The sequence below is a fragment of the Blautia sp. TM10-2 genome (assembly GCF_003480845.1).
GTDB lineage: Bacteria > Bacillota > Clostridia > Lachnospirales > Lachnospiraceae > Fusicatenibacter > Fusicatenibacter saccharivorans.
Genome location: NZ_QUJZ01000001.1, coordinates 355,666 through 372,573, shown reverse-complemented (window position 1 = coordinate 372,573; position 16,908 = coordinate 355,666). Strand labels below are relative to the sequence as shown.

Below are 16,908 nucleotides of genomic sequence, written 5' to 3'. Positions count from 1 at the left end.
CTGGGAGAAAGGAAAAATCCAATTACCATCTAAGATAATTGGATTATACGTGAAGTCAATGAACACGCAAATCATTGCCATTGCCAACCAGAAGGGCGGCGTTGGCAAAACCACCACCTGTGCCAATCTTGGAATCGGTTTGGCGCAGGCCGGAAAGAAAGTCCTGCTGATTGACGGAGACCCGCAAGGAAGCCTGACGATCAGCCTGGGCAATCCCCAACCGGACAAGCTGCCCTTTACGCTGTCGGACGCTATGGGTCGTATCCTGATGGATGAGCCGCTTCGTCCCGGCGAGGGTATCCTGCACCACCCAGAGGGCGTAGACCTGATGCCTGCGGACATCCAGTTATCCGGTATGGAGGTATCTCTGGTAAATGCCATGAGCCGTGAGACTATCTTGCGGCAATATCTGGATACGCTGAAGGGACAATACTCCCATATCCTCATCGACTGCCAGCCCTCCCTAGGGATGCTCACAGTCAATGCGCTGGCCGCTGCAAACAGGATCATAATTCCCGTTCAGGCGGAGTATCTGCCCGCCAAAGGGCTGGAACAGCTGCTCTCCACGGTAAACAAGGTAAAGCGGCAGATCAACCCCAAGCTCCAGATAGACGGTATCCTGCTGACGATGGTGGACAGCCGAACCAACTTTGCCAAAGAGATCTCCGCGCTCCTGCGGGAGACCTATGGCAGCAAGATCAAAGTATTCGGCACAGAGATCCCCCATTCTGTCCGGGCAAAGGAAATCAGCGCCGAGGGAAAAAGCATTTTTGCCCATGATCCCAGTGGCAAGGTGGCAGAGGGCTACAAAAATCTGACGAAGGAGGTGTTGAAACTTGAAAAGCAGCGCGAAAAAAATAGAGCTGGCCTCGGTAGATGATCTGTTTTCCACCGAAGAAGGCCGCCAGGATGCAAAGCTGGAAAAGATTCAGGAAATTCCGCTGTCTGAACTGCATCCCTTTAGGAACCATCCATTCAAAGTCAAGGATGACGAAGCCATGATGGAGACCGCTGACAGTATCAAGCAGTATGGCGTTCTGGTTCCGGCCATTGCCCGACCGGACCCGGAGGGCGGTTATGAGCTGGTAGCCGGACACAGGCGGCACAGAGCCAGTGAACTGGCAGAAAAGGAGACCATGCCGGTCATTGTTCGGGATTTGGACGATGATGCCGCTACAATCATTATGGTTGACAGCAACTTGCAGCGAGAAAGCCTGCTCCCAAGCGAAAGGGCCTTTGCCTACAAAATGAAGCTGGAGGCCATGAAAAGACAGGCTGGCAGACCGAGTAAAGAAAATTGTTCCCAAGTTGGGAACGATTTTGGGAAGAAGTCCAGCGAGGTTTTGGCAGAGCAAGTAGGTCAGAGTAAAAACCAGATTTTTCGCTATATCCGTCTGACAGAGCTGATTTCTGAATTGATGGATATGGTGGATGAAAAGAAGATTGCCCTGAACCCTGCCTATGAACTGTCCTTTCTCAAAAAGGACGAACAGGTAGACCTGCTGGATGCCATGGACAGTGAGCAGGCTACCCCTTCCCTTTCCCAAGCCCAGCGGCTCAAGAAATACAGTCAGGAGGGGCATCTGACCCTCGATATGATGCGTGTCATCATGGGTGAGGAAAAGAAAAGTGATCTGGACCGAGTAACATTTACCTCTGACACTTTGCGGAAGTATTTCCCCAAAAGCTATACGCCCCAGCGGATGCAGGAAACCATCATCAAGCTGCTGGAGGCATGGCAGAAAAAGCGTCAGAGAGACCAGGAACGATGAAAGGAGCCGCCTATGAGGGATATTTCAGCCCGTGAGCTGAAAGGACACAACATTCTCGCCGTAGAGAGGTTTTGGGATAACACCCGCTGGATGATCGAGTTTTCCGTCCTGCGTCCCAGCACTGCTTACGGAAGCCCCGGAGATGAAATGCGGTTGTTTTTGACTGAGGACGGGTATCAGGCCGCCCTGCAAAGCCAGCAGCGCCGGGAGATCAAGATCAAGCGTTACGCTCGTGTGATTGAGGGACATATCCTCGATTTCAAACCGGGAAAACGCCGCCGCTCATAAACCCATACAACGAAAGGAAAGGAATGACTATGTGTACGGTAAAGGAAATTCAAGAAGCAATCCGGGAAGATTGCAGATCTCAGCATGACATGGATTCAACGGATATTGACCGCGTGATGCAAACACTTCCTTTCGCCCAGGATGAGCCATTTACAGAGGTGCGTCCCCAAAAGCCGCTGTTTTGGTTCTATGCAAGAAAATTTGAAAAGCGCTAAACACCGCAATTTTTTGAAATGAGGATTGCGGTTTTTTTGTACCCAAAATTCGGAAGGAGTGAGGTCGATGGCCGTTTTTCGCATTGAACGGACCCGTGATTATACTGTGATGAGCAATCATCATTTACGAAATGCAAACCTGTCGTTAAAAGCCAAGGGGCTGCTTTCCATGATGCTGTCTTTGCCAGAGGACTGGAACTACACCACCCGTGGCCTTGCAAAGATCTGTAAGGAGGGCGTGGATGCCATCGGTGCTGCCCTGCGTGAACTGGAAGGAGCCGGATATATCGTGCGCCATCAGAGACGCGATAAAAGTGGGCGGATCACAGATACCGAGTATGTCATCTATGAACAGCCCCAGCCAGATATGTCCCAGCCGGATACGGCTTCACCAGATACGGAAAACCCGGATATGGTAAAACCGGATACGGAAAAGCCCGCAGAATTAAATATAGAGAAATCAAATACAGAAAAATCAATTACTTATGGATCAAGTACCGATTCCATTCCCTTCCGGGAAACAGCGGCGGAAAGACCGCCGGAACGGAAAGGAAGGGATGCGATGTCTGTCACAGAGATAGAAAATTATCGGGAGTTGATTTTGGAGAATATCGAGTATGACTGCTTGAAGCAGCGTTATCCTCTCTACCTGGATGACCTGAATGAGATCGTAGAGCTGTTGGTCGAAACGGTCTGTGCCAAACGAAAGACCACCCGGATCTCTGGGGCAGACTTCCCTCACGAGATCGTGCGTTCCCGTTTTTTGAAACTGGACAGCTCCCACATCGAGTTTGTCATGGACTGTCTGCAAAAGAATACCACCCAGGTACGCAACATGAAGCAGTACCTGCTTGCGGTGCTGTTCAATGCGCCTACCACCATGAATAACCACTACACTTCACTGGTCAATCACGATATGCACGCAGGCGGCTGGTAAAGGCCGCCTTTTATCATGCCAAAGGAGGCACGACATGAACCAGATGGAAATTTTCAAAAACCCGGAGTTTGGCAGTATCCGTGTCATTGAGGAAAACGGCAAATACTTGTTCAGCGGAACGGATGTGGCTGCTGCGCTGGGGTACAGTAATCCCCGCGATGCAATTATCCGCCATTGTAGGTATGTCGTGAAACGCGACGCACCTCACCCACAAAGCCTCGACCGCAAAATCAGTATGACTTTTATCCCAGAAGGCGATTTGTACCGCCTAATCGTTCACAGCAAATTGCCATCGGCAGAGCGGTTTGAACAGTGGGTATTCGATGAGGTCTTGCCTACTATTCGTAAGCACGGGGCCTATCTCACAAAAGAGAAGCTGTGGGAGGTTGCCACTTCCCCGGAGGCTCTGATGAAGCTCTGCTCAGACTTGTTGGCTGAGCGTGAAGCGAATATTTCTCTGCGTAAGGAAAATGCACAGCTGGAGGGCAAAGCCGCTTTCTATGACCTGTTCATCGACTTAAAGCACAGCACCAATCTCAGGACTACCGCCAAAGAGTTGGATGTCCCGGAGCGCCGGTTTGTTCGGTTTCTGATAGAACGGCGGTTTGTGTACCGCACGGCATCCGGCAATGTGCTGCCTTATGCCAATGTGAAAAATGCAGGGCTGTTTTGCGTCAAAGACTACTGCAACCACGGTCATACCGGTTCCTACACGCTGGTCACGCCCCAGGGCAAGCTCTATTTTGCTCAGCTGCGGGAGATGATCTTGCTGGTCTTATAAGAACAGAAAGGAAGTGGGTTTTATGCAGGAAGGAAAAACAATCGGTCAGCTGATGGAGGAAATGCGTCAGAAAGCCGGGGCGCAGAACTATCACGGCCATGACTACATGGATCTTCAGCGATTTGCGGAGAACACCCGGCACATGATTATTTTTGATGTGCTGACGAATGACTCCCCGGTGGGCTGGAAAGGAGAACGAACCCGCCTGTTTTTGTCAGATATAGGCTATGAAAAAGCTCTGGACAGTCAGGCAAAGGGGCAGATCAAGATTCTCAGCCATGCAAAGGTCAGAAATGGAGATTTGTTTTATGACCACAAAGAACAGATACGATAGGAGGAATCTGATATGAATGAGGAAAAGAAAGTCCCCTTCAAGTGGGAATATGGGGAAGAAACCATATCGCTGCAACTTGGGATGTATGCGAATAATCAGCGGCTTTATATCGGCATGATTACCCATACAGAAGATGGAGCAGAACCGTTTGCAGATATGACGGTGAACCTACCGGGATATTCCCTGGACCCCGGAGAGGCGTTTATTTCCGGTGACATCAGCAAGGACCTGCTGCGATTCATCAAAGAGAACAAATTGGGGAAGGTGCTTCCCTATCAGGTGCAGTCCGGTTATGGAAAATATTCTGCCGTTGCCTTTGATCTGGAGAAGTTGAAGGTATTTGATCCCAAAGGTGTGGCAGAGTTTCGGGAAGAGTGGAATTTGCCGGATAAGAAGCCGGTAAAGAAAAAGAGCCGCGGGATGGAGCGATGAAGAAATATTTTCTCCGGCGGCTGGTGGTCCCGCCTTAGAAGAAAATGCACCACCCCTGCACATTTTGTGGAAAGGAGGCGATGAAAATGCAGGAAGAAGTGGAAAACAGAACTTTAACGCTGGTTGTCAGTGGAACAAAGTTCACCGGCAGGCTGCTCAAAGCCGCCATCAGCAAGTACATGGCCCACCGCAAGGAAAAGAAGCTGCAAAAGCAAAGAAGCCGTGACGCTCCTGTGACACCCCACGGAAAACAGACCGTCAAGCAGCTCATTGGTCAGAATCAGGGGATCTCCAATATCGAGATCACAGACCCTTCCATCAAGGAATTTGAGAAGATCGCCCGGAAATATGGTGTGGACTATGCGGTGAAGAAAGACCGCAGTAGCTCCCCACCCAAGTACCTGATCTTTTTCAAAGGCCGTGACGCCGATGCGCTGACCGCTGCATTTACCGAGTACACCAGCAAAAAGGTCAAGAAGGCCGAGAAAACAGAACGCCCGTCTGTGCTGGCAAAACTCAGTCAGTTCAAAGAGATGGTCAAAAATGCCGTGGTGGACCGCACCAAGCGAAAGGAGCTGGAACGATGAAAAAGCAGTTTGACATCAAAAAGCTCGTTTTGCTGAACCTGCCCTATCTCCTGATGGGGCTGTTTACTACCAACTTCGGGGAGGCATGGCGACTGGCTCAGGGGGCAAATGCTTCAGAGAAATTCCTTTCTCTGTTTGCTGTCCTGCCTGGGGCGCTGCAAAGCTTCTGGCCCAGCCTGCACCCGCTGGATCTGCTGGTGGGGCTGTGCTGCGGTGCTGGCCTGCGTCTGGCGGTGTATCTCAAAAGTAAAAACGCCAAGAAGTACCGTCACGGCATGGAGTATGGTTCTGCCCGTTGGGGAACCCGTGAGGATATTGCTCCCTACATCGACCCGGTGTTCCAGAACAATGTCATTCTCACAAAAACCGAAAGCCTGACCATGAACAGCCGCCCCAAGGACCCAAAGACCGCCAGAAACAAAAATGTGCTGGTGATCGGCGGCTCCGGTTCCGGTAAGACCCGCTTCTGGCTCAAACCAAATCTGATGCAGATGCACAGTTCTTATGTGGTCACAGACCCAAAGGGAACCATTTTGGTGGAGTGCGGGAAAATGCTCCAAAGGGGCGCACCCAAACTGGGAAAGGACGGAAAGCCCATGAAGGATAAGCACGGCAAGGTCATTTATGAGCCTTACCGGATCAAGGTCCTCAATACCATCAACTTCAAGAAATCCATGCACTATAACCCTTTCGCCTATATCCATAGCGAAAAGGACATATTGAAGCTGGTCACGACGCTGATCGCCAATACCAAAGGCGAAGGCAAGGCCGGAGACGATTTCTGGGTCAAGGCAGAAACGCTTCTCTATTGTGCGCTCATTGGCTATATCCACTATGAGGCTCCGGTGGAGGAGCAGAACTTCTCCACCCTTATTGAGTTCATCAACGCCATGGAGGTCCGGGAGGATGACGAGGAGTTCAAAAATCCCGTGGATCTGATGTTTGACGCATTGGAAGCAGAAAAGCCAAACCACTTTGCGGTGCGCCAGTATAAGAAATATAAGCTGGCGGCAGGAAAAACAGCCAAGTCGATCCTGATTTCCTGTGGTGCGCGCCTTGCGGTATTCGACATTGCAGAGCTGCGTGAGGTCACAGCCTATGATGAGCTGGAGCTGGACACTCTGGGAGACCAGAAAACTGCCCTGTTCCTCATTATGAGTGATACAGATGACAGCTTTAACTTCCTGATCTCTATGTGCTACACCCAGCTGTTTAATCTGCTCTGCGAAAAAGCCGACGATGTGTATGGCGGCAGGCTCCCGGTCCATGTGCGCTGTCTCATTGACGAGTGCGCCAATATCGGCCAGATCCCTAAGCTGGAAAAGCTGGTGGCCACCATCCGAAGCCGTGAGATTTCCGCCTGTCTGGTGTTGCAGGCACAGAGTCAGCTGAAGGCGATCTATAAGGATAACGCAGATACCATCATCGGCAACATGGATACTTCCATCTTCCTGGGCGGTAAGGAGCCAACCACCCTCAAGGAGCTGGCTGCCGTGCTGGGAAAGGAAACCATCGACACCTACAACACCGGAGAGAGCCGTGGGCGTGAAACTTCCCACTCTCTCAACTATCAAAAGTTGGGGAAAGATATGCCATACTTGTTCGTGAAGAGTTCAGTTGCCTTGAATTTATCATGAACAGGGACACGATCAACTGGATTCTGAAATAACTGAATACAGGAGGTCGAACATGGAGCATTTACCAAAGAAAATCCATCAAAACGGAATCAGCTACACGCTGGTGGGAGACTACTACATCCCCGATCTGGAGCTACCGGAGGAAAGCCGCCCCATTGGGCGGTGGGGCCGGATGCACAAAGCGTTTCTGCAAGAACACCGGCCCGGCCAGTACAATGCCCTGCTTCTGTCGGGAAAACTCTGGACATATCTTGCTGACCTGAACGAACAGGCCGCTGACCGGCTGGCGTGTATCGTCTCGCAGATGCAGGAGGCGGAGGGTGTCACCGAGGAACTGAAAGCCCGTGACCAGCTTGCGTGGGTCGGGGGCATGAACAGCATTCGCAGCCGAGCAGAGGAAATCATCCTCTCTGAGATGATTTTTGTTTAAGGAGGTGCCTGTCTATGAGATACCGTATCGAATACGCCGATGGGCGTTATTGTAACTTTGCCAACGGCAGGGCTGAGCTGCTGAAATGGCTGAAACTGCTGAAGCAAGAGGAAATCTCCGACATCCGCAAAGTATATAAAAGCGGTGTGTCAGATTCCGTCCTGGAAACATACCGGAATTATATCCGCCCAGCATAAGGAGGGGCGCTTATGGGTACAGATATAGAAAAATTGGTTGATTTGATGATTCAGGAGCGGATGCAGAGCCAGTTTGCTAAGTGGCGGGAGGCAGAAACCGGCACGGAGAAAAAAGAGGACTGCCTTCGCTTGGAAAACGAGTATGAAAAAGCAATCAGCGCATTGTCTGAGGAACAGAAGGACGCTGTAAGACACTACTGTGATTCTATTTTCGATTCTGGTGCAGAAAGCGAGTGCTTCTTTTACCGGCTGGGCCTCAAAGATGGCATCCGTCTCTGGAAGTTTATGAAAAAGCTGATGAAAACGGTCAGCTAACGGATGTATAACCACATATTTTATTCCGCCCACAAACGGGTCGAAAGCCGTCCAACGGTACAGATTGGGCGGCTTTCCTGTTATCTGCGTTTCTTCCGCTTGGGCGCATAGTACGGCTGCGGCTTGGCCTTTCCTCTCATGTTGTTGGGATTTTTGAGCATTTTGGACAGGCTCAGTATCCGCAAAAATGCAGAGAAGTCCTCTGAGGAAATCTTCTCGAAGGGTATCTGCATTCTGTCGCAAAATTCGTGGATTACCACTTCCTCTTGGCTGCCCTGTTCGAGCGCCTGTTCAAACTTTTCCTTGACGTCATCCAGCGTGGGCTGCGGGTCGGCGGTGGTCTTGTCCTTGCGGTGTGCTTCCCGGATGTCCCGGACGATGCTGTCCAGATCATCGTGCATGACATGGCTGTAAAAATCGCTTTCCTGCACCTGCCCCAGTTCCAGCGTCCGCATATAGAGGTCATCTTCTCCGGGCGCATACTTGCTCATGACGGTCTGCCGGGTGGCCTCCAACACCAGATTCATCTGCTCCACCCGCATATTGGCGATCTGGTCGATGCAGATTTCCATATCTATCATCAGCCGCCGGAAATTCGGGTGGGCAGCCAGTTCGCAGAGAAGCCGGTTGTTGATTTTGCCGCTGCTCAAAAGTTCCACCATATCATCACTCAGATGCAGAGATTGAAGTTCTGTGTTTGGGTGATTTTTATTTTCCGTCAGCCCCATCAGATAGTCGGTGGACACGCCGTAAAAGTCCGCCAGCGTTGCAATCGCAAACGGGCTGATGTCCTTGTAGTCATCGGTTTCGTATTTTCCCAGCGCGGATTTAGACAGGCCGGTCTGCTCCGCCAGTTGTTCCAGCGTCAGGTGCTTGTCCACCACCCGCAGGTCTTTGAGCCGCTCCGGGATTGTCAGCTTTGCGTACATCCAAAGCCCCCTCTCTCGTTATCTTTTTCAGTGATTACACCCATTATAGCACGATTCCATAAGCGTGGAAATATGCGGATTTCGAGCGTTTTTCCGACGTTTTGGATATACGGGAAAGGGCCTCTTTTTTCGGTAAACTGGTTCTTGCAGACAGGCACAGAACCTTGAAAATCGAATGACCGGCTGCAAGGGGTATGGCCTCCGGGGAAGTGACGCCAGGACAGAAATCGAGCACACCAAAGAGGCCGATACGCCGGGAGAAATTCCGGGCAGGAGCGGCTTGCAGGCAGACCGGCGGACAGGAAACAAGTTTATCATGCGGGGCGCATGGCTCCGCAGCAAAGAAATGGAGGAAATCATTATGACACTGAGTATGAAAGAAAAGAAGATTCTCTACGCTTACGGCTGTCTCAGCCACCACAATACGGTGACACGGCTGAAATGGCTGACGGCTCTGACGGTTGACCCGGAGGCCAAACGCCGGATGCTGGGGCTGGCCCGGAAGGTGGAGACGGAGATGAACGAAAGCTGGTACGAGGATTTTTATCACCATCTGCGCATGGAGATGGACGAGTACCGCCGTCTCAAGCGCAACCTGCGTGTGCTGAAATCTTACACCGATTATGAGGAGGATCTGTATGAAGAAGCTGTCTAAGTATGAGAAAGAAACCATCATCAACTGGAACGAGGCGGAGAACCTTGCCAGCGTCTACACCTTCAACGCCAGCTTGAAGCGCAGGCTGGCTGATTTCAGCCGGAAGTACCCACTGTTGTGCCGGTTGGAGCGCAGCACGCCGGAGGGCAGCGTGACCTATGTGCTGGACAAGTCCCGGCTGTCGATCCGGCTGGTGCCTCCGTACAGCGAAGAACGGAAAGCCGCCGCAAGGGAGTACGCAAAGGAGCATGGCTTTCAGGTGGTGGTAACGGAAGAAAAAATCGCCTAAAATCGGGGTGTTTACGGGAAAAATGACGGGTCTGCACCCGATGTTTTGACCGGCAATCCCCGCAGGCGTATTCCGTATCCACTCCCCGCCTATGGGCGCAAATGTGTGGATACGGAGCCGGTGAAACTGGCAAACACCGTTCCTGCGGTGGAAGCCAGCTTCGCCGGTGCGGAAGTACAGAGGGCGGCCAGCCCTTTGTGGCGGGGTGCAGGGGCGGCAGCGCACTGCTGGGGTCAAGGGGCAACGCCCATTGGCAGGTTAAGGGCGGCAGCCATTATCGGGTCAAGGACGAAGTGCCTTGGCAGGTTGAGGGCAGCCGCCCCATCGGGTCAAGGGTGAAACGCCTTGCCCAGGGAAAGTTGATGCCTGCGTCAACTTGTATTGGGTATTACCTGACGCAAAATTCGCAGGATTTGCGGCTTCGCCGCCCCTTCCCCGGCCCCAGAACATCTTCGCAGGAAGGAGGAAATCTGTTTGAAACTGACACGACACAATGGACGCTCCGGCAAGCATGGCACCTATAATCCCCGCCACAATGACCGCCGGTTCGATGTGGAGAACAGCGAACACATTGACGCAGAACGGGCAAGGCAAAATGTCTACTGGGACTGCTACCGGGGCTTTACCACCCATGAGTTCCGGGAGAACCCGGAGCAGCCGGATTTCAGCTTTGAGGAAATCGAGCGGATGTATTACTACGAGCATTACGGCGGCTATGTGGAAGCTCAGAACGCCCGGAATGAGAAAACCCGGCACACCGAGCGCAACCGCACTGTGGAGGACTTGCTGAAAAACAACAAGACCTGCCCGGAGGAAAGTATCTACCAGATCGGCACGATGGGAGAATCCGTCTCGCCGGATACGCTCTTTTCCATCGTCAATGAGTTTTATCAGGAATTTGAGCGCCGCTTCGGTTCCCATATCCACATCCTGGACTGGGCGCTCCATCTGGACGAGGGGACGCCCCACATCCATGAGCGGCACGTCTTTGACTGTGAGAACCGCTATGGGGAACTGTGCCCCCAGCAGGAAAAGGCGCTGGAAGAACTTGGCATCCCTCTCCCCAACCCGGAGAAGCCCAAAGGCCGGAACAACAACCGCAAGCAGACCTTTGATGCGGTCTGCCGGACGATCCTGTTTGACATCGCCAGACGGCATGGGCTGCATCTGGATCAGGAGCCGTCCTACGGCGGGCGGGACTATCTGGAAAAACAGGATTATATCCTGATGAAGCAGAAGGAGCAGCTTGCGGCGCAGGAGCAGAAGCTGGAAGAACTGACGCTCAAAATCGAGGACGTGGAGACGCTGTTAGATGATGTTTCCGATGCGGCCTATGACAAGGCGGTGGAGGTGGTGACCGATACCGTCCGGCAGGAGACACACAAGGAAGATATTCGTCTGGTGGAAGAATCGAAAAAATGGGTGCTTTCGCCGGAGCGCAAGGCCCCGAAGAAGGAGCGTGACTACGCTGCCGCCCGTCTGGATGGAGTGATTACCAAAATCAAACGGGTCATGCAGAACGCCCTGGCAAAAATCCAGAAAACTCTCATGCAGCCGGAGGTCAAGAAGGCCGGTAAGGAGCAGATTAAGGAGAAGGCCAGAGAATCCATCCGGGAGAAGCTGGCGAAAGGCAGGCTGAACGCTGACCGAGATAACCGGGAACGCTGGGAACGTGAGGGGCGGATTGCTCCGAAAAAGAAACACGATATGGAGTTATGAGGCACCTGATTTTCTGCGGAAACGGGTGCTTTTTTCTCTGCCTGGAGGTGAGAAAATCGAATATATTTGAAGCGGTGAAGGAGTCTGTCACCACAAGGCAGGCTGCGGAATATTACGGGGTGCAGGTTGGCAGGAATGGCATGGCCTGCTGTCCCTTCCATGATGACAAACATCCCAGTATGAAGATTGACCATCGGTTCCACTGCTTTGGCTGTCAGGCAGATGGGGATGTGATTGATTTTACCGCCCGTCTGTTTAGTCTGAGCAGTAAGGAGGCGGCGCTGAAGCTGGCGGAGGATTTCTCTGTCCACTATGACGCCAAAGGCCATGACCCGCCCCGCAGGAGGCCGGTCAAGCGAAAAATCAGCGAGGAACTGCGTTACCGGCAGGCGGAGCAGAAATGTTTCCGGGTGCTGTGCAATTACCTGCATCTGCTGGAACGCTGGGAGAAGGAATACGCCCCGCAGACGCCGGATGAAGCGTGGAATCCGCTGTTCGTGGAGGCCCTGCAAAAGAAACCGTACACGGAATATCTGCTGGATATTCTCTTGTCCGGCAGCATGGAGGAACGTGCTTCCGTGGTCGCTGAGTATGGAAAAGAGGTGAGGAAGATTGAGCAGCGAATATCAGAGTTTACCGCTAGCCACCCGGCAGGCCGCCATGAGCGCAGCCGAAGCCTTAGCGCCGGAGCGGAGCGTTGATGAGGTGCGGGAAAGCCTGTCCGTCACCGAGAAGGGCCAGCCCGCCAACACCATCGGCAACTGCCGGACGGTGTTCTGCCATGACCCTCTCCTGCGTGGGGCGATCCGCCTGAACCTTTTGACTGACCGGGTGGACATTGTACAGGATTTAGGCTGGCGCAGGAATACCAGTGCCCTGACGGATACGGACGTGAAATATCTGCTTCTCTATTTTGAGCAGACCTATGGCCTGACCAGTGAGAAAAAGATGACGGCGGCGCTCTCCATCGTGGCGAATGAGAACTGCTACCATCCCATACAGGACGTGCTAAACGGCCTTGTCTGGGACGGGACGCCCCGCATCCGCTCCTGTCTCCATCATTTCTTAGGTGCGGACGAGAGCGACTATGTGGAGGAAATGCTGAAACACTTTTTGCTGGGGGCTATCCGGCGGGTATTCCGCCCCGGCTCCAAATATGAGGAAATGCTCTGTCTGGTGGGCGGTCAGGGGGCTGGCAAGTCCAGCTTCTTCCGCTTGCTGGCGATCCGGGACGAGTGGTTCAGTGACGACCTGAAAAAACTGGACGATGACAGGGTGTATCTGAAGCTGCAAGGACACTGGATTATCGAAATGTCGGAGATGCTGGCTACCAGCAGCGCCAAAAGCATTGAAGAAATCCGCTCCTTTATCAGCCGCCAGAAGGAAACCTACCGGACGCCCTACGAGGCCCAGCCCAAAGACCGGCTGCGGCAGTGTGTGTTCGGCGGTTCGTCCAACACACTGGACTTCCTGCCCCTTGACCGGGCCGGAAATCGGCGCTTTTTGCCGATCATGATTTACCCGGAGAATGCAGAGGTTCACATTTTGGAGGACGAGGACGCCTCCAGAGCCTATCTTTTACAGGTCTGGGCGGAGGCCATGACGATTTACCGCAGCGGCCACTACTCTATGAAGTTCAGCAAGTCCATCCAGCGCCAGCTGGTGGAGGTGCAGAAGGATTTCATGCCGGAGGACACCGAGGCCGGACAGATACAGGGCTTTCTGGAACACTACACCGGCAGCATGGTCTGCTCCAAACAGCTGTTCAAGGAGGCGCTGGGCCACACCTACGATGAGCCGAAGCGGTGGCAGCTGCACAATATCAACGAGATCATGAACACGGTGGTGACGGGCTGGAAACCATTCTCCAATCCCCGGATGTTCACCGGATATGGCAGGCAGAGGGGCTGGGAACGGGACGTTTCCGGCAACGAACTGCCCGGCAACGAAGATGGATTTGTGGAGCTGACCGAGGAAGAATGCTGCCAGCTGGAACTGCCGAAGGAGTGGATCGCATAAAATTAGCGGTCTGTTGCCGGGATGGTTGCCACTTGGTTGCCGGGTTTGTTGCCGGGGATTCTCCGGTCTGGATACGGAAAAAGCCTGTAAATAAGGTATTTTCTAATATCTATCTCTATCTCCGGCAACGAAAACAACGAGATTTTTCAAGAAAATTGATAAAGTAAGATTTGCAGGTCAGACGGTAGTTTACAGGTTTTCAGAGGTTCGTTGCCGGACTTCGTTGCCAGTGCTGCCGTCTGGCCTGCTACTCTATGGAGGTAGCCTATGGAAAAAAGCAAACAGCAGAAAAATAAAGTCCGTTTTGTGGTGGTGCGGGAGTTCTCCGGGGAGAAGTCCATGCGGGAAGCCTTTGAGCAGCTGATTGAGCGTCAGACCTGCGAACACTTCGAGGAATGGCGTCAGCAGCGGGAAATGGCCGAAAACGCTGCGTAAAAACGGTTGATTCAGGGGCAGGGACATGGTACTATAATGGTATCGTGTCCCTGTTCATAGAAGGAGAACGCTATGAGCAGGAAAAAACAAGTCTATGAGAAAATCACCGCTCTCTACTGCCGCATCTCTCTGGATGACGGCGGCGACAACGAGAGTATGAGCATCAGCAACCAGAAAATCATGCTTCGGGACTTTGCTGAAAAGCATGGAATGTTCCAGTATGAATATTATGTGGATGACGGCTATACGGGCCGCAATTTCAACCGCCCTGCCTTCCAGCGCATGATCGCTGACATTGAGGCGGGGAAGATCGGCTGCGTCATCACCAAAGACCTATCCAGGCTTGGTAGGAACTATATTGAAGCTGGCAGCTATATCGAAATCTTTTTCCCCAAACACAATGTACGCTATATCGCCATCACGGACGGCGTGGACAGCCTGACCCGTCAGGAGATGGACATTACGCCCTTTAAGAATATCCTGAACGATATGTACAGCCGGGATATTTCTAAAAAGGTGCTGGCAGGCATCACCACCCGCTCCCGGCAGGGGAAGTTCTGCGGAGGGACGCCGCCCTTCGGCCTGATGCGTGACCCGGAGGACAAGGGGCATCTCATCATTGACCCTGAGACAGCGCCAATCATCCGCAAAATCTATGACTATGCCCTTGACGGGCTGGGCTGCATGAGGATTTCCAAACGTCTGATGGAAGAAAAAATCCCAATCACCCATGTCAAAGCCAACACGGAGTTTGACGCCAACTATTATTTCTGGGGCGGAGCCAGAATCAGTCACATCCTGAGAAATCCATTCTATAAGGGCGCACATTTGGTCTTTCGGACGCATCAGAAAGGCATCCGCTCCAACACCTATGACATTATTCCCCGTGACCAGTGGGAAGTGATCGAGGGCTGCCATGAGGCCATTGTGACGCCGGAGGAATGGGAACAGGTGCAGGAACTCATTGACCGCAGGCCGACCATTCAGGGGAATTCCTGCCCCTTTTATAATCTGTTCCACGGTCTGGTCTACTGCGCCACCTGCGGGAAGTCCATGCAGGTGCGGTATGAGAAAGTGGGCCGAACCGGGAAGAACCGCTTCACCGGCGAAATGCGGGAGCCGATTGACAAGGCGTACTATATCTGCCAGACCTACAACCGCATGGGCTGCAAGGTCTGTTCCAGCCACAAGATCGAGGCCAGGGATTTATACAATCTGGTGCTGAAAGACATTCAGGAACTGGCGGCGCAGGCTATGAAGGATGCCGATGCGTTCTACCAGCGGCTCAGCCGCCGGATGGAGCACCGGTATCTGGTGGACGCCTCCCAGACAGAAAAGGAACGCCTGCGGCTGGAAGCCCGAAATCAGGAAATTGACGGGATGTTCCTGAGCCTGTACACCGATAAGGCCAAAGGCATCCTGACCGAGCAGCGGTTTGTGAAGCTGACGGCGGCGCTGGAACAGGAGCAGGAATCCAACCAGAAACGCCTGCATGACCTGGCAATGATGCAAGGTCGTGCCGATGCGCAAGAAAGCGAAGTCCGCACTTTTATCAAGGAAATCCGGCGCTATGCCGCCATCGAGGAACTGGACGAGGCGGTGCTGAACCGGCTCATTAGCCGGATTCTGATTGGAGAAATCAAGAAGATTGATGGTCAGAGGACACAGGAGGTTAAGATTATTTACAATTTTGTTGGGGAAATGTCAAGGTAGAATTTAGACGCTAAATACTTTTAATTTATATCAAAAGTGATACAACAATTTTCTTTTAATGCTATCAGGCAATAAAGTTATTCCTTTGGCCAGAGTAAAAGGGATAACTTTATTTTGCTAAAGCATACTAAAAAGGGCGCGTTGCAGAAAATTATCCGCAACACGCCCTCTTCTATAAGTCCTTATGTCAAAATCAAATTATTGGTAATCTTGAATATTGGGATAAGCGGCACCGTTATTATGCGCGTAAGCTGCTTCAAAGTAGTCGAGGCTTTCAAAAGTAATGCCCTGATAGTTTCCGACATTCAACACATCAAAAGTTAGATTCAGAACATCACCAGCGGAATATTGGTCAAGAAGATTTCCTGCAAATTTCCATCCTATGTTTTCCTCATAAGTATCCTCGGTAAAATAAAATGTAGTCGCATCCTCAGTCGCATCATAACTAATGTCAATAATTATATCAGAGAAATGAACTTGATCTCCAGCATTAAAGTCTTTGAGATAATCTACAGTTTTTCCATCAGCAGGATTAATAAATTGAGCATTAAGTTGTGTCATATCAACAACCTCTGGAGGAAGAGAATTAAGTCTGTAAGATTCTGCAACAGAGAATTGATAAACTCTGTTATTATCCCCAAAGTAAAATCCATCTTCCGTCATAGGAACACTTGAACGAGCATTGGCATTGTAATAATGGGCATAATACAACTGCCATTTGTATGTCTCAGTTGAAACAAACTGTGCTTTCCATGTACCAGAACTGTCTCCTGCTTTCTTTGTATAAAACATATACTGATTTGTACCAGTAGTTGCTTGACTTACCGTATCACCAGAGGCATCTGACAAGATGAGTGCAATCTGTGTAAAAATATCGACAAAGATAATCCTATGTCCATGCATACGGATAGAACCAACGCTGTTATCTACTTCTGGACGAAAATAAACCTCAGGCCCCATATCACCCGTGTTATATTCTATGCTAGGTGAAACAAGATAGGCCCAACTACTATCCTTTTCACTCTGTCCATCGAGATCGATAAGCTTTTCCACATAATCTGAAAGGATAATCCAGCCAATCTTCCACCAATTCACTTTGCTTGCTTCAGCAGAAGAACTGATATTCTCGTTGTCGGCATAAGCAAAAGTAGTGTTAGAAAAACTTATGCACATAACCAAGGAAAGAGTAAGTGCAACAATCTTACGTGTTAGCTTTTTCATTAA

The 16,908-nt window shown here is 51.6% G+C and carries 21 protein-coding genes and 1 pseudogene; 20 read left to right on the top strand and 2 right to left on the bottom strand.

All coding sequences use genetic code 11. The features are described 5' to 3' along the window. The first annotated feature begins 58 nt into the window (after positions 1-58). The 13 genes and pseudogenes from DXD92_RS02045 to DXD92_RS18845 all read left to right on the top strand — a co-directional run bounded on the left by DXD92_RS02045 (position 59) and on the right by DXD92_RS18845 (position 7,925). Positions 59-880 carry a ParA family protein gene (locus tag DXD92_RS02045; RefSeq protein WP_009272673.1) on the top strand — a complete coding sequence of 274 codons (822 nt, stop codon included), beginning with the start codon at positions 59-61 and terminating at the stop codon, positions 878-880. Next, positions 837-1,772 (top strand): ParB/RepB/Spo0J family partition protein, encoded by a 936-nt coding sequence (locus DXD92_RS02040; protein ID WP_118639942.1) that lies wholly within the window; start codon positions 837-839, stop codon positions 1,770-1,772. Before DXD92_RS02045 ends, DXD92_RS02040 begins: the two co-directional genes overlap by 44 nt. A gap of 12 nt (positions 1,773-1,784) precedes the next feature. Beyond that, on the top strand, positions 1,785-2,060 hold the full coding sequence (locus DXD92_RS02035) for a DUF5720 family protein (RefSeq protein ID WP_006775625.1): 276 nt from the start codon (positions 1,785-1,787) through the stop codon (positions 2,058-2,060). Between the two features lie 23 nt (positions 2,061-2,083). Continuing rightward, the gene (locus tag DXD92_RS02030; RefSeq protein WP_425463780.1) at positions 2,084-2,275 is read left to right on the top strand and encodes a hypothetical protein; all 192 of its coding nucleotides are present in this window, start codon (positions 2,084-2,086) and stop codon (positions 2,273-2,275) included. A 67-nt stretch (positions 2,276-2,342) separates the two neighbouring features. Beyond that, on the top strand, positions 2,343-3,212 hold the full coding sequence (locus DXD92_RS02025; protein WP_009272670.1) for a DUF6017 domain-containing protein: 870 nt from the start codon (positions 2,343-2,345) through the stop codon (positions 3,210-3,212). Positions 3,213-3,246: 34 nt separating this feature from the next. Then, on the top strand, positions 3,247-3,993 hold the full coding sequence (locus DXD92_RS02020) for a BRO family protein (RefSeq protein ID WP_009272669.1): 747 nt from the start codon (positions 3,247-3,249) through the stop codon (positions 3,991-3,993). Between the two features lie 22 nt (positions 3,994-4,015). Further along, positions 4,016-4,327 (top strand): DUF5720 family protein, encoded by a 312-nt coding sequence (locus DXD92_RS02015; RefSeq protein WP_006775629.1) that lies wholly within the window; start codon positions 4,016-4,018, stop codon positions 4,325-4,327. Between the two features lie 12 nt (positions 4,328-4,339). Further along, on the top strand, positions 4,340-4,759 hold the full coding sequence (locus tag DXD92_RS02010; protein WP_006775630.1) for a DUF4313 domain-containing protein: 420 nt from the start codon (positions 4,340-4,342) through the stop codon (positions 4,757-4,759). Positions 4,760-4,845: 86 nt separating this feature from the next. Then, positions 4,846-5,346 (top strand): PcfB family protein, encoded by a 501-nt coding sequence (locus tag DXD92_RS02005; protein ID WP_118639941.1) that lies wholly within the window; start codon positions 4,846-4,848, stop codon positions 5,344-5,346. Continuing rightward, positions 5,343-6,938: pseudogene (locus tag DXD92_RS02000) on the top strand (VirD4-like conjugal transfer protein, CD1115 family); the annotation flags it as partial. The gene DXD92_RS02005 and the pseudogene DXD92_RS02000, both read left to right, overlap by 4 nt. A gap of 97 nt (positions 6,939-7,035) precedes the next feature. Next, positions 7,036-7,413 carry a TnpV protein gene (locus DXD92_RS01995; protein WP_055219871.1) on the top strand — a complete coding sequence of 126 codons (378 nt, stop codon included), beginning with the start codon at positions 7,036-7,038 and terminating at the stop codon, positions 7,411-7,413. A 14-nt stretch (positions 7,414-7,427) separates the two neighbouring features. Beyond that, positions 7,428-7,610 (top strand): hypothetical protein, encoded by a 183-nt coding sequence (locus DXD92_RS01990; protein ID WP_055219873.1) that lies wholly within the window; start codon positions 7,428-7,430, stop codon positions 7,608-7,610. 12 nt (positions 7,611-7,622) lie between these two features. Continuing rightward, on the top strand, positions 7,623-7,925 hold the full coding sequence (locus tag DXD92_RS18845) for a hypothetical protein (RefSeq protein WP_055219875.1): 303 nt from the start codon (positions 7,623-7,625) through the stop codon (positions 7,923-7,925). A gap of 80 nt (positions 7,926-8,005) precedes the next feature. Here DXD92_RS18845 and DXD92_RS01980 read toward each other — a convergent pair whose 3' ends face one another. Further along, positions 8,006-8,854, bottom strand: coding sequence for a helix-turn-helix domain-containing protein (locus DXD92_RS01980; RefSeq protein ID WP_055266762.1), 849 nt, complete (start codon positions 8,852-8,854; stop codon positions 8,006-8,008). 175 nt (positions 8,855-9,029) lie between these two features. Between DXD92_RS01980 and DXD92_RS18840 the strand changes: the two genes are divergently transcribed. The 7 genes from DXD92_RS18840 (at position 9,030) to DXD92_RS01945 (ending at position 15,684) form a co-directional block, all read left to right on the top strand. Next, on the top strand, positions 9,030-9,509 hold the full coding sequence (locus DXD92_RS18840; RefSeq protein WP_226906287.1) for a hypothetical protein: 480 nt from the start codon (positions 9,030-9,032) through the stop codon (positions 9,507-9,509). Beyond that, entirely contained in the window at positions 9,493-9,798 is a 306-nt protein-coding gene (locus DXD92_RS01970; RefSeq protein ID WP_055222220.1) for a hypothetical protein, read from the top strand. Before DXD92_RS18840 ends, DXD92_RS01970 begins: the two co-directional genes overlap by 17 nt. Before the next feature lie 474 nt (positions 9,799-10,272). Next, positions 10,273-11,517 carry a serine/arginine repetitive matrix protein 2 gene (locus DXD92_RS01960; protein ID WP_117760454.1) on the top strand — a complete coding sequence of 415 codons (1,245 nt, stop codon included), beginning with the start codon at positions 10,273-10,275 and terminating at the stop codon, positions 11,515-11,517. Then, positions 11,514-12,218 carry a CHC2 zinc finger domain-containing protein gene (locus DXD92_RS01955; protein WP_055266766.1) on the top strand — a complete coding sequence of 235 codons (705 nt, stop codon included), beginning with the start codon at positions 11,514-11,516 and terminating at the stop codon, positions 12,216-12,218. Before DXD92_RS01960 ends, DXD92_RS01955 begins: the two co-directional genes overlap by 4 nt. Beyond that, positions 12,178-13,536 (top strand): virulence-associated E family protein, encoded by a 1,359-nt coding sequence (locus DXD92_RS01950; protein ID WP_055221981.1) that lies wholly within the window; start codon positions 12,178-12,180, stop codon positions 13,534-13,536. The genes DXD92_RS01955 and DXD92_RS01950 overlap by 41 nt, the downstream gene beginning before the upstream one ends. A gap of 267 nt (positions 13,537-13,803) precedes the next feature. Continuing rightward, complete coding sequence (locus DXD92_RS18660; RefSeq protein WP_171027916.1) at positions 13,804-13,971, top strand: hypothetical protein; 168 nt, start codon at positions 13,804-13,806, stop codon at positions 13,969-13,971. 72 nt (positions 13,972-14,043) lie between these two features. Continuing rightward, positions 14,044-15,684: a recombinase family protein gene (locus DXD92_RS01945; RefSeq protein ID WP_055221983.1), complete on the top strand. Its 1,641-nt coding sequence runs from the start codon at positions 14,044-14,046 to the stop codon at positions 15,682-15,684. Between the two features lie 198 nt (positions 15,685-15,882). Here the strand turns inward: DXD92_RS01945 and DXD92_RS01940 are convergent, their stop codons facing one another. Beyond that, complete coding sequence (locus DXD92_RS01940; RefSeq protein WP_055221986.1) at positions 15,883-16,905, bottom strand: hypothetical protein; 1,023 nt, start codon at positions 16,903-16,905, stop codon at positions 15,883-15,885. Positions 16,906-16,908: the final 3 nt, after the last annotated feature.

Excerpts from the sequence above, each read along its gene's own strand:
- DXD92_RS02005 (WP_118639941.1), top strand. The coding sequence starts at position 4,846 with ATGCAGGAAGAAGTGGAAAACAGAACTTTAACGCTGGTTGTCAGTGGA.
- DXD92_RS01995 (WP_055219871.1), top strand. The coding sequence starts at position 7,036 with ATGGAGCATTTACCAAAGAAAATCCATCAAAACGGAATCAGCTACACG.
- DXD92_RS02015 (WP_006775629.1), top strand. The coding sequence starts at position 4,016 with ATGCAGGAAGGAAAAACAATCGGTCAGCTGATGGAGGAAATGCGTCAG.
- DXD92_RS01970 (WP_055222220.1), top strand. The coding sequence starts at position 9,493 with ATGAAGAAGCTGTCTAAGTATGAGAAAGAAACCATCATCAACTGGAAC.
- DXD92_RS18840 (WP_226906287.1), top strand. The coding sequence starts at position 9,030 with ATGACCGGCTGCAAGGGGTATGGCCTCCGGGGAAGTGACGCCAGGACA.
- DXD92_RS01980 (WP_055266762.1), bottom strand. The coding sequence starts at position 8,854 with ATGTACGCAAAGCTGACAATCCCGGAGCGGCTCAAAGACCTGCGGGTG.
- DXD92_RS02045 (WP_009272673.1), top strand. The coding sequence starts at position 59 with ATGAACACGCAAATCATTGCCATTGCCAACCAGAAGGGCGGCGTTGGC.
- DXD92_RS02030 (WP_425463780.1), top strand. The coding sequence starts at position 2,084 with ATGACTATGTGTACGGTAAAGGAAATTCAAGAAGCAATCCGGGAAGAT.
- DXD92_RS02020 (WP_009272669.1), top strand. The coding sequence starts at position 3,247 with ATGAACCAGATGGAAATTTTCAAAAACCCGGAGTTTGGCAGTATCCGT.
- DXD92_RS01945 (WP_055221983.1), top strand. The coding sequence starts at position 14,044 with ATGAGCAGGAAAAAACAAGTCTATGAGAAAATCACCGCTCTCTACTGC.
- DXD92_RS02035 (WP_006775625.1), top strand. The coding sequence starts at position 1,785 with ATGAGGGATATTTCAGCCCGTGAGCTGAAAGGACACAACATTCTCGCC.
- DXD92_RS01955 (WP_055266766.1), top strand. The coding sequence starts at position 11,514 with ATGAGGCACCTGATTTTCTGCGGAAACGGGTGCTTTTTTCTCTGCCTG.
- DXD92_RS02025 (WP_009272670.1), top strand. The coding sequence starts at position 2,343 with ATGGCCGTTTTTCGCATTGAACGGACCCGTGATTATACTGTGATGAGC.
- DXD92_RS01950 (WP_055221981.1), top strand. The coding sequence starts at position 12,178 with ATGAGCGCAGCCGAAGCCTTAGCGCCGGAGCGGAGCGTTGATGAGGTG.
- DXD92_RS01940 (WP_055221986.1), bottom strand. The coding sequence starts at position 16,905 with ATGAAAAAGCTAACACGTAAGATTGTTGCACTTACTCTTTCCTTGGTT.
- DXD92_RS02010 (WP_006775630.1), top strand. The coding sequence starts at position 4,340 with ATGAATGAGGAAAAGAAAGTCCCCTTCAAGTGGGAATATGGGGAAGAA.
- DXD92_RS18845 (WP_055219875.1), top strand. The coding sequence starts at position 7,623 with ATGGGTACAGATATAGAAAAATTGGTTGATTTGATGATTCAGGAGCGG.
- DXD92_RS01990 (WP_055219873.1), top strand. The coding sequence starts at position 7,428 with ATGAGATACCGTATCGAATACGCCGATGGGCGTTATTGTAACTTTGCC.
- DXD92_RS18660 (WP_171027916.1), top strand. The coding sequence starts at position 13,804 with ATGGAAAAAAGCAAACAGCAGAAAAATAAAGTCCGTTTTGTGGTGGTG.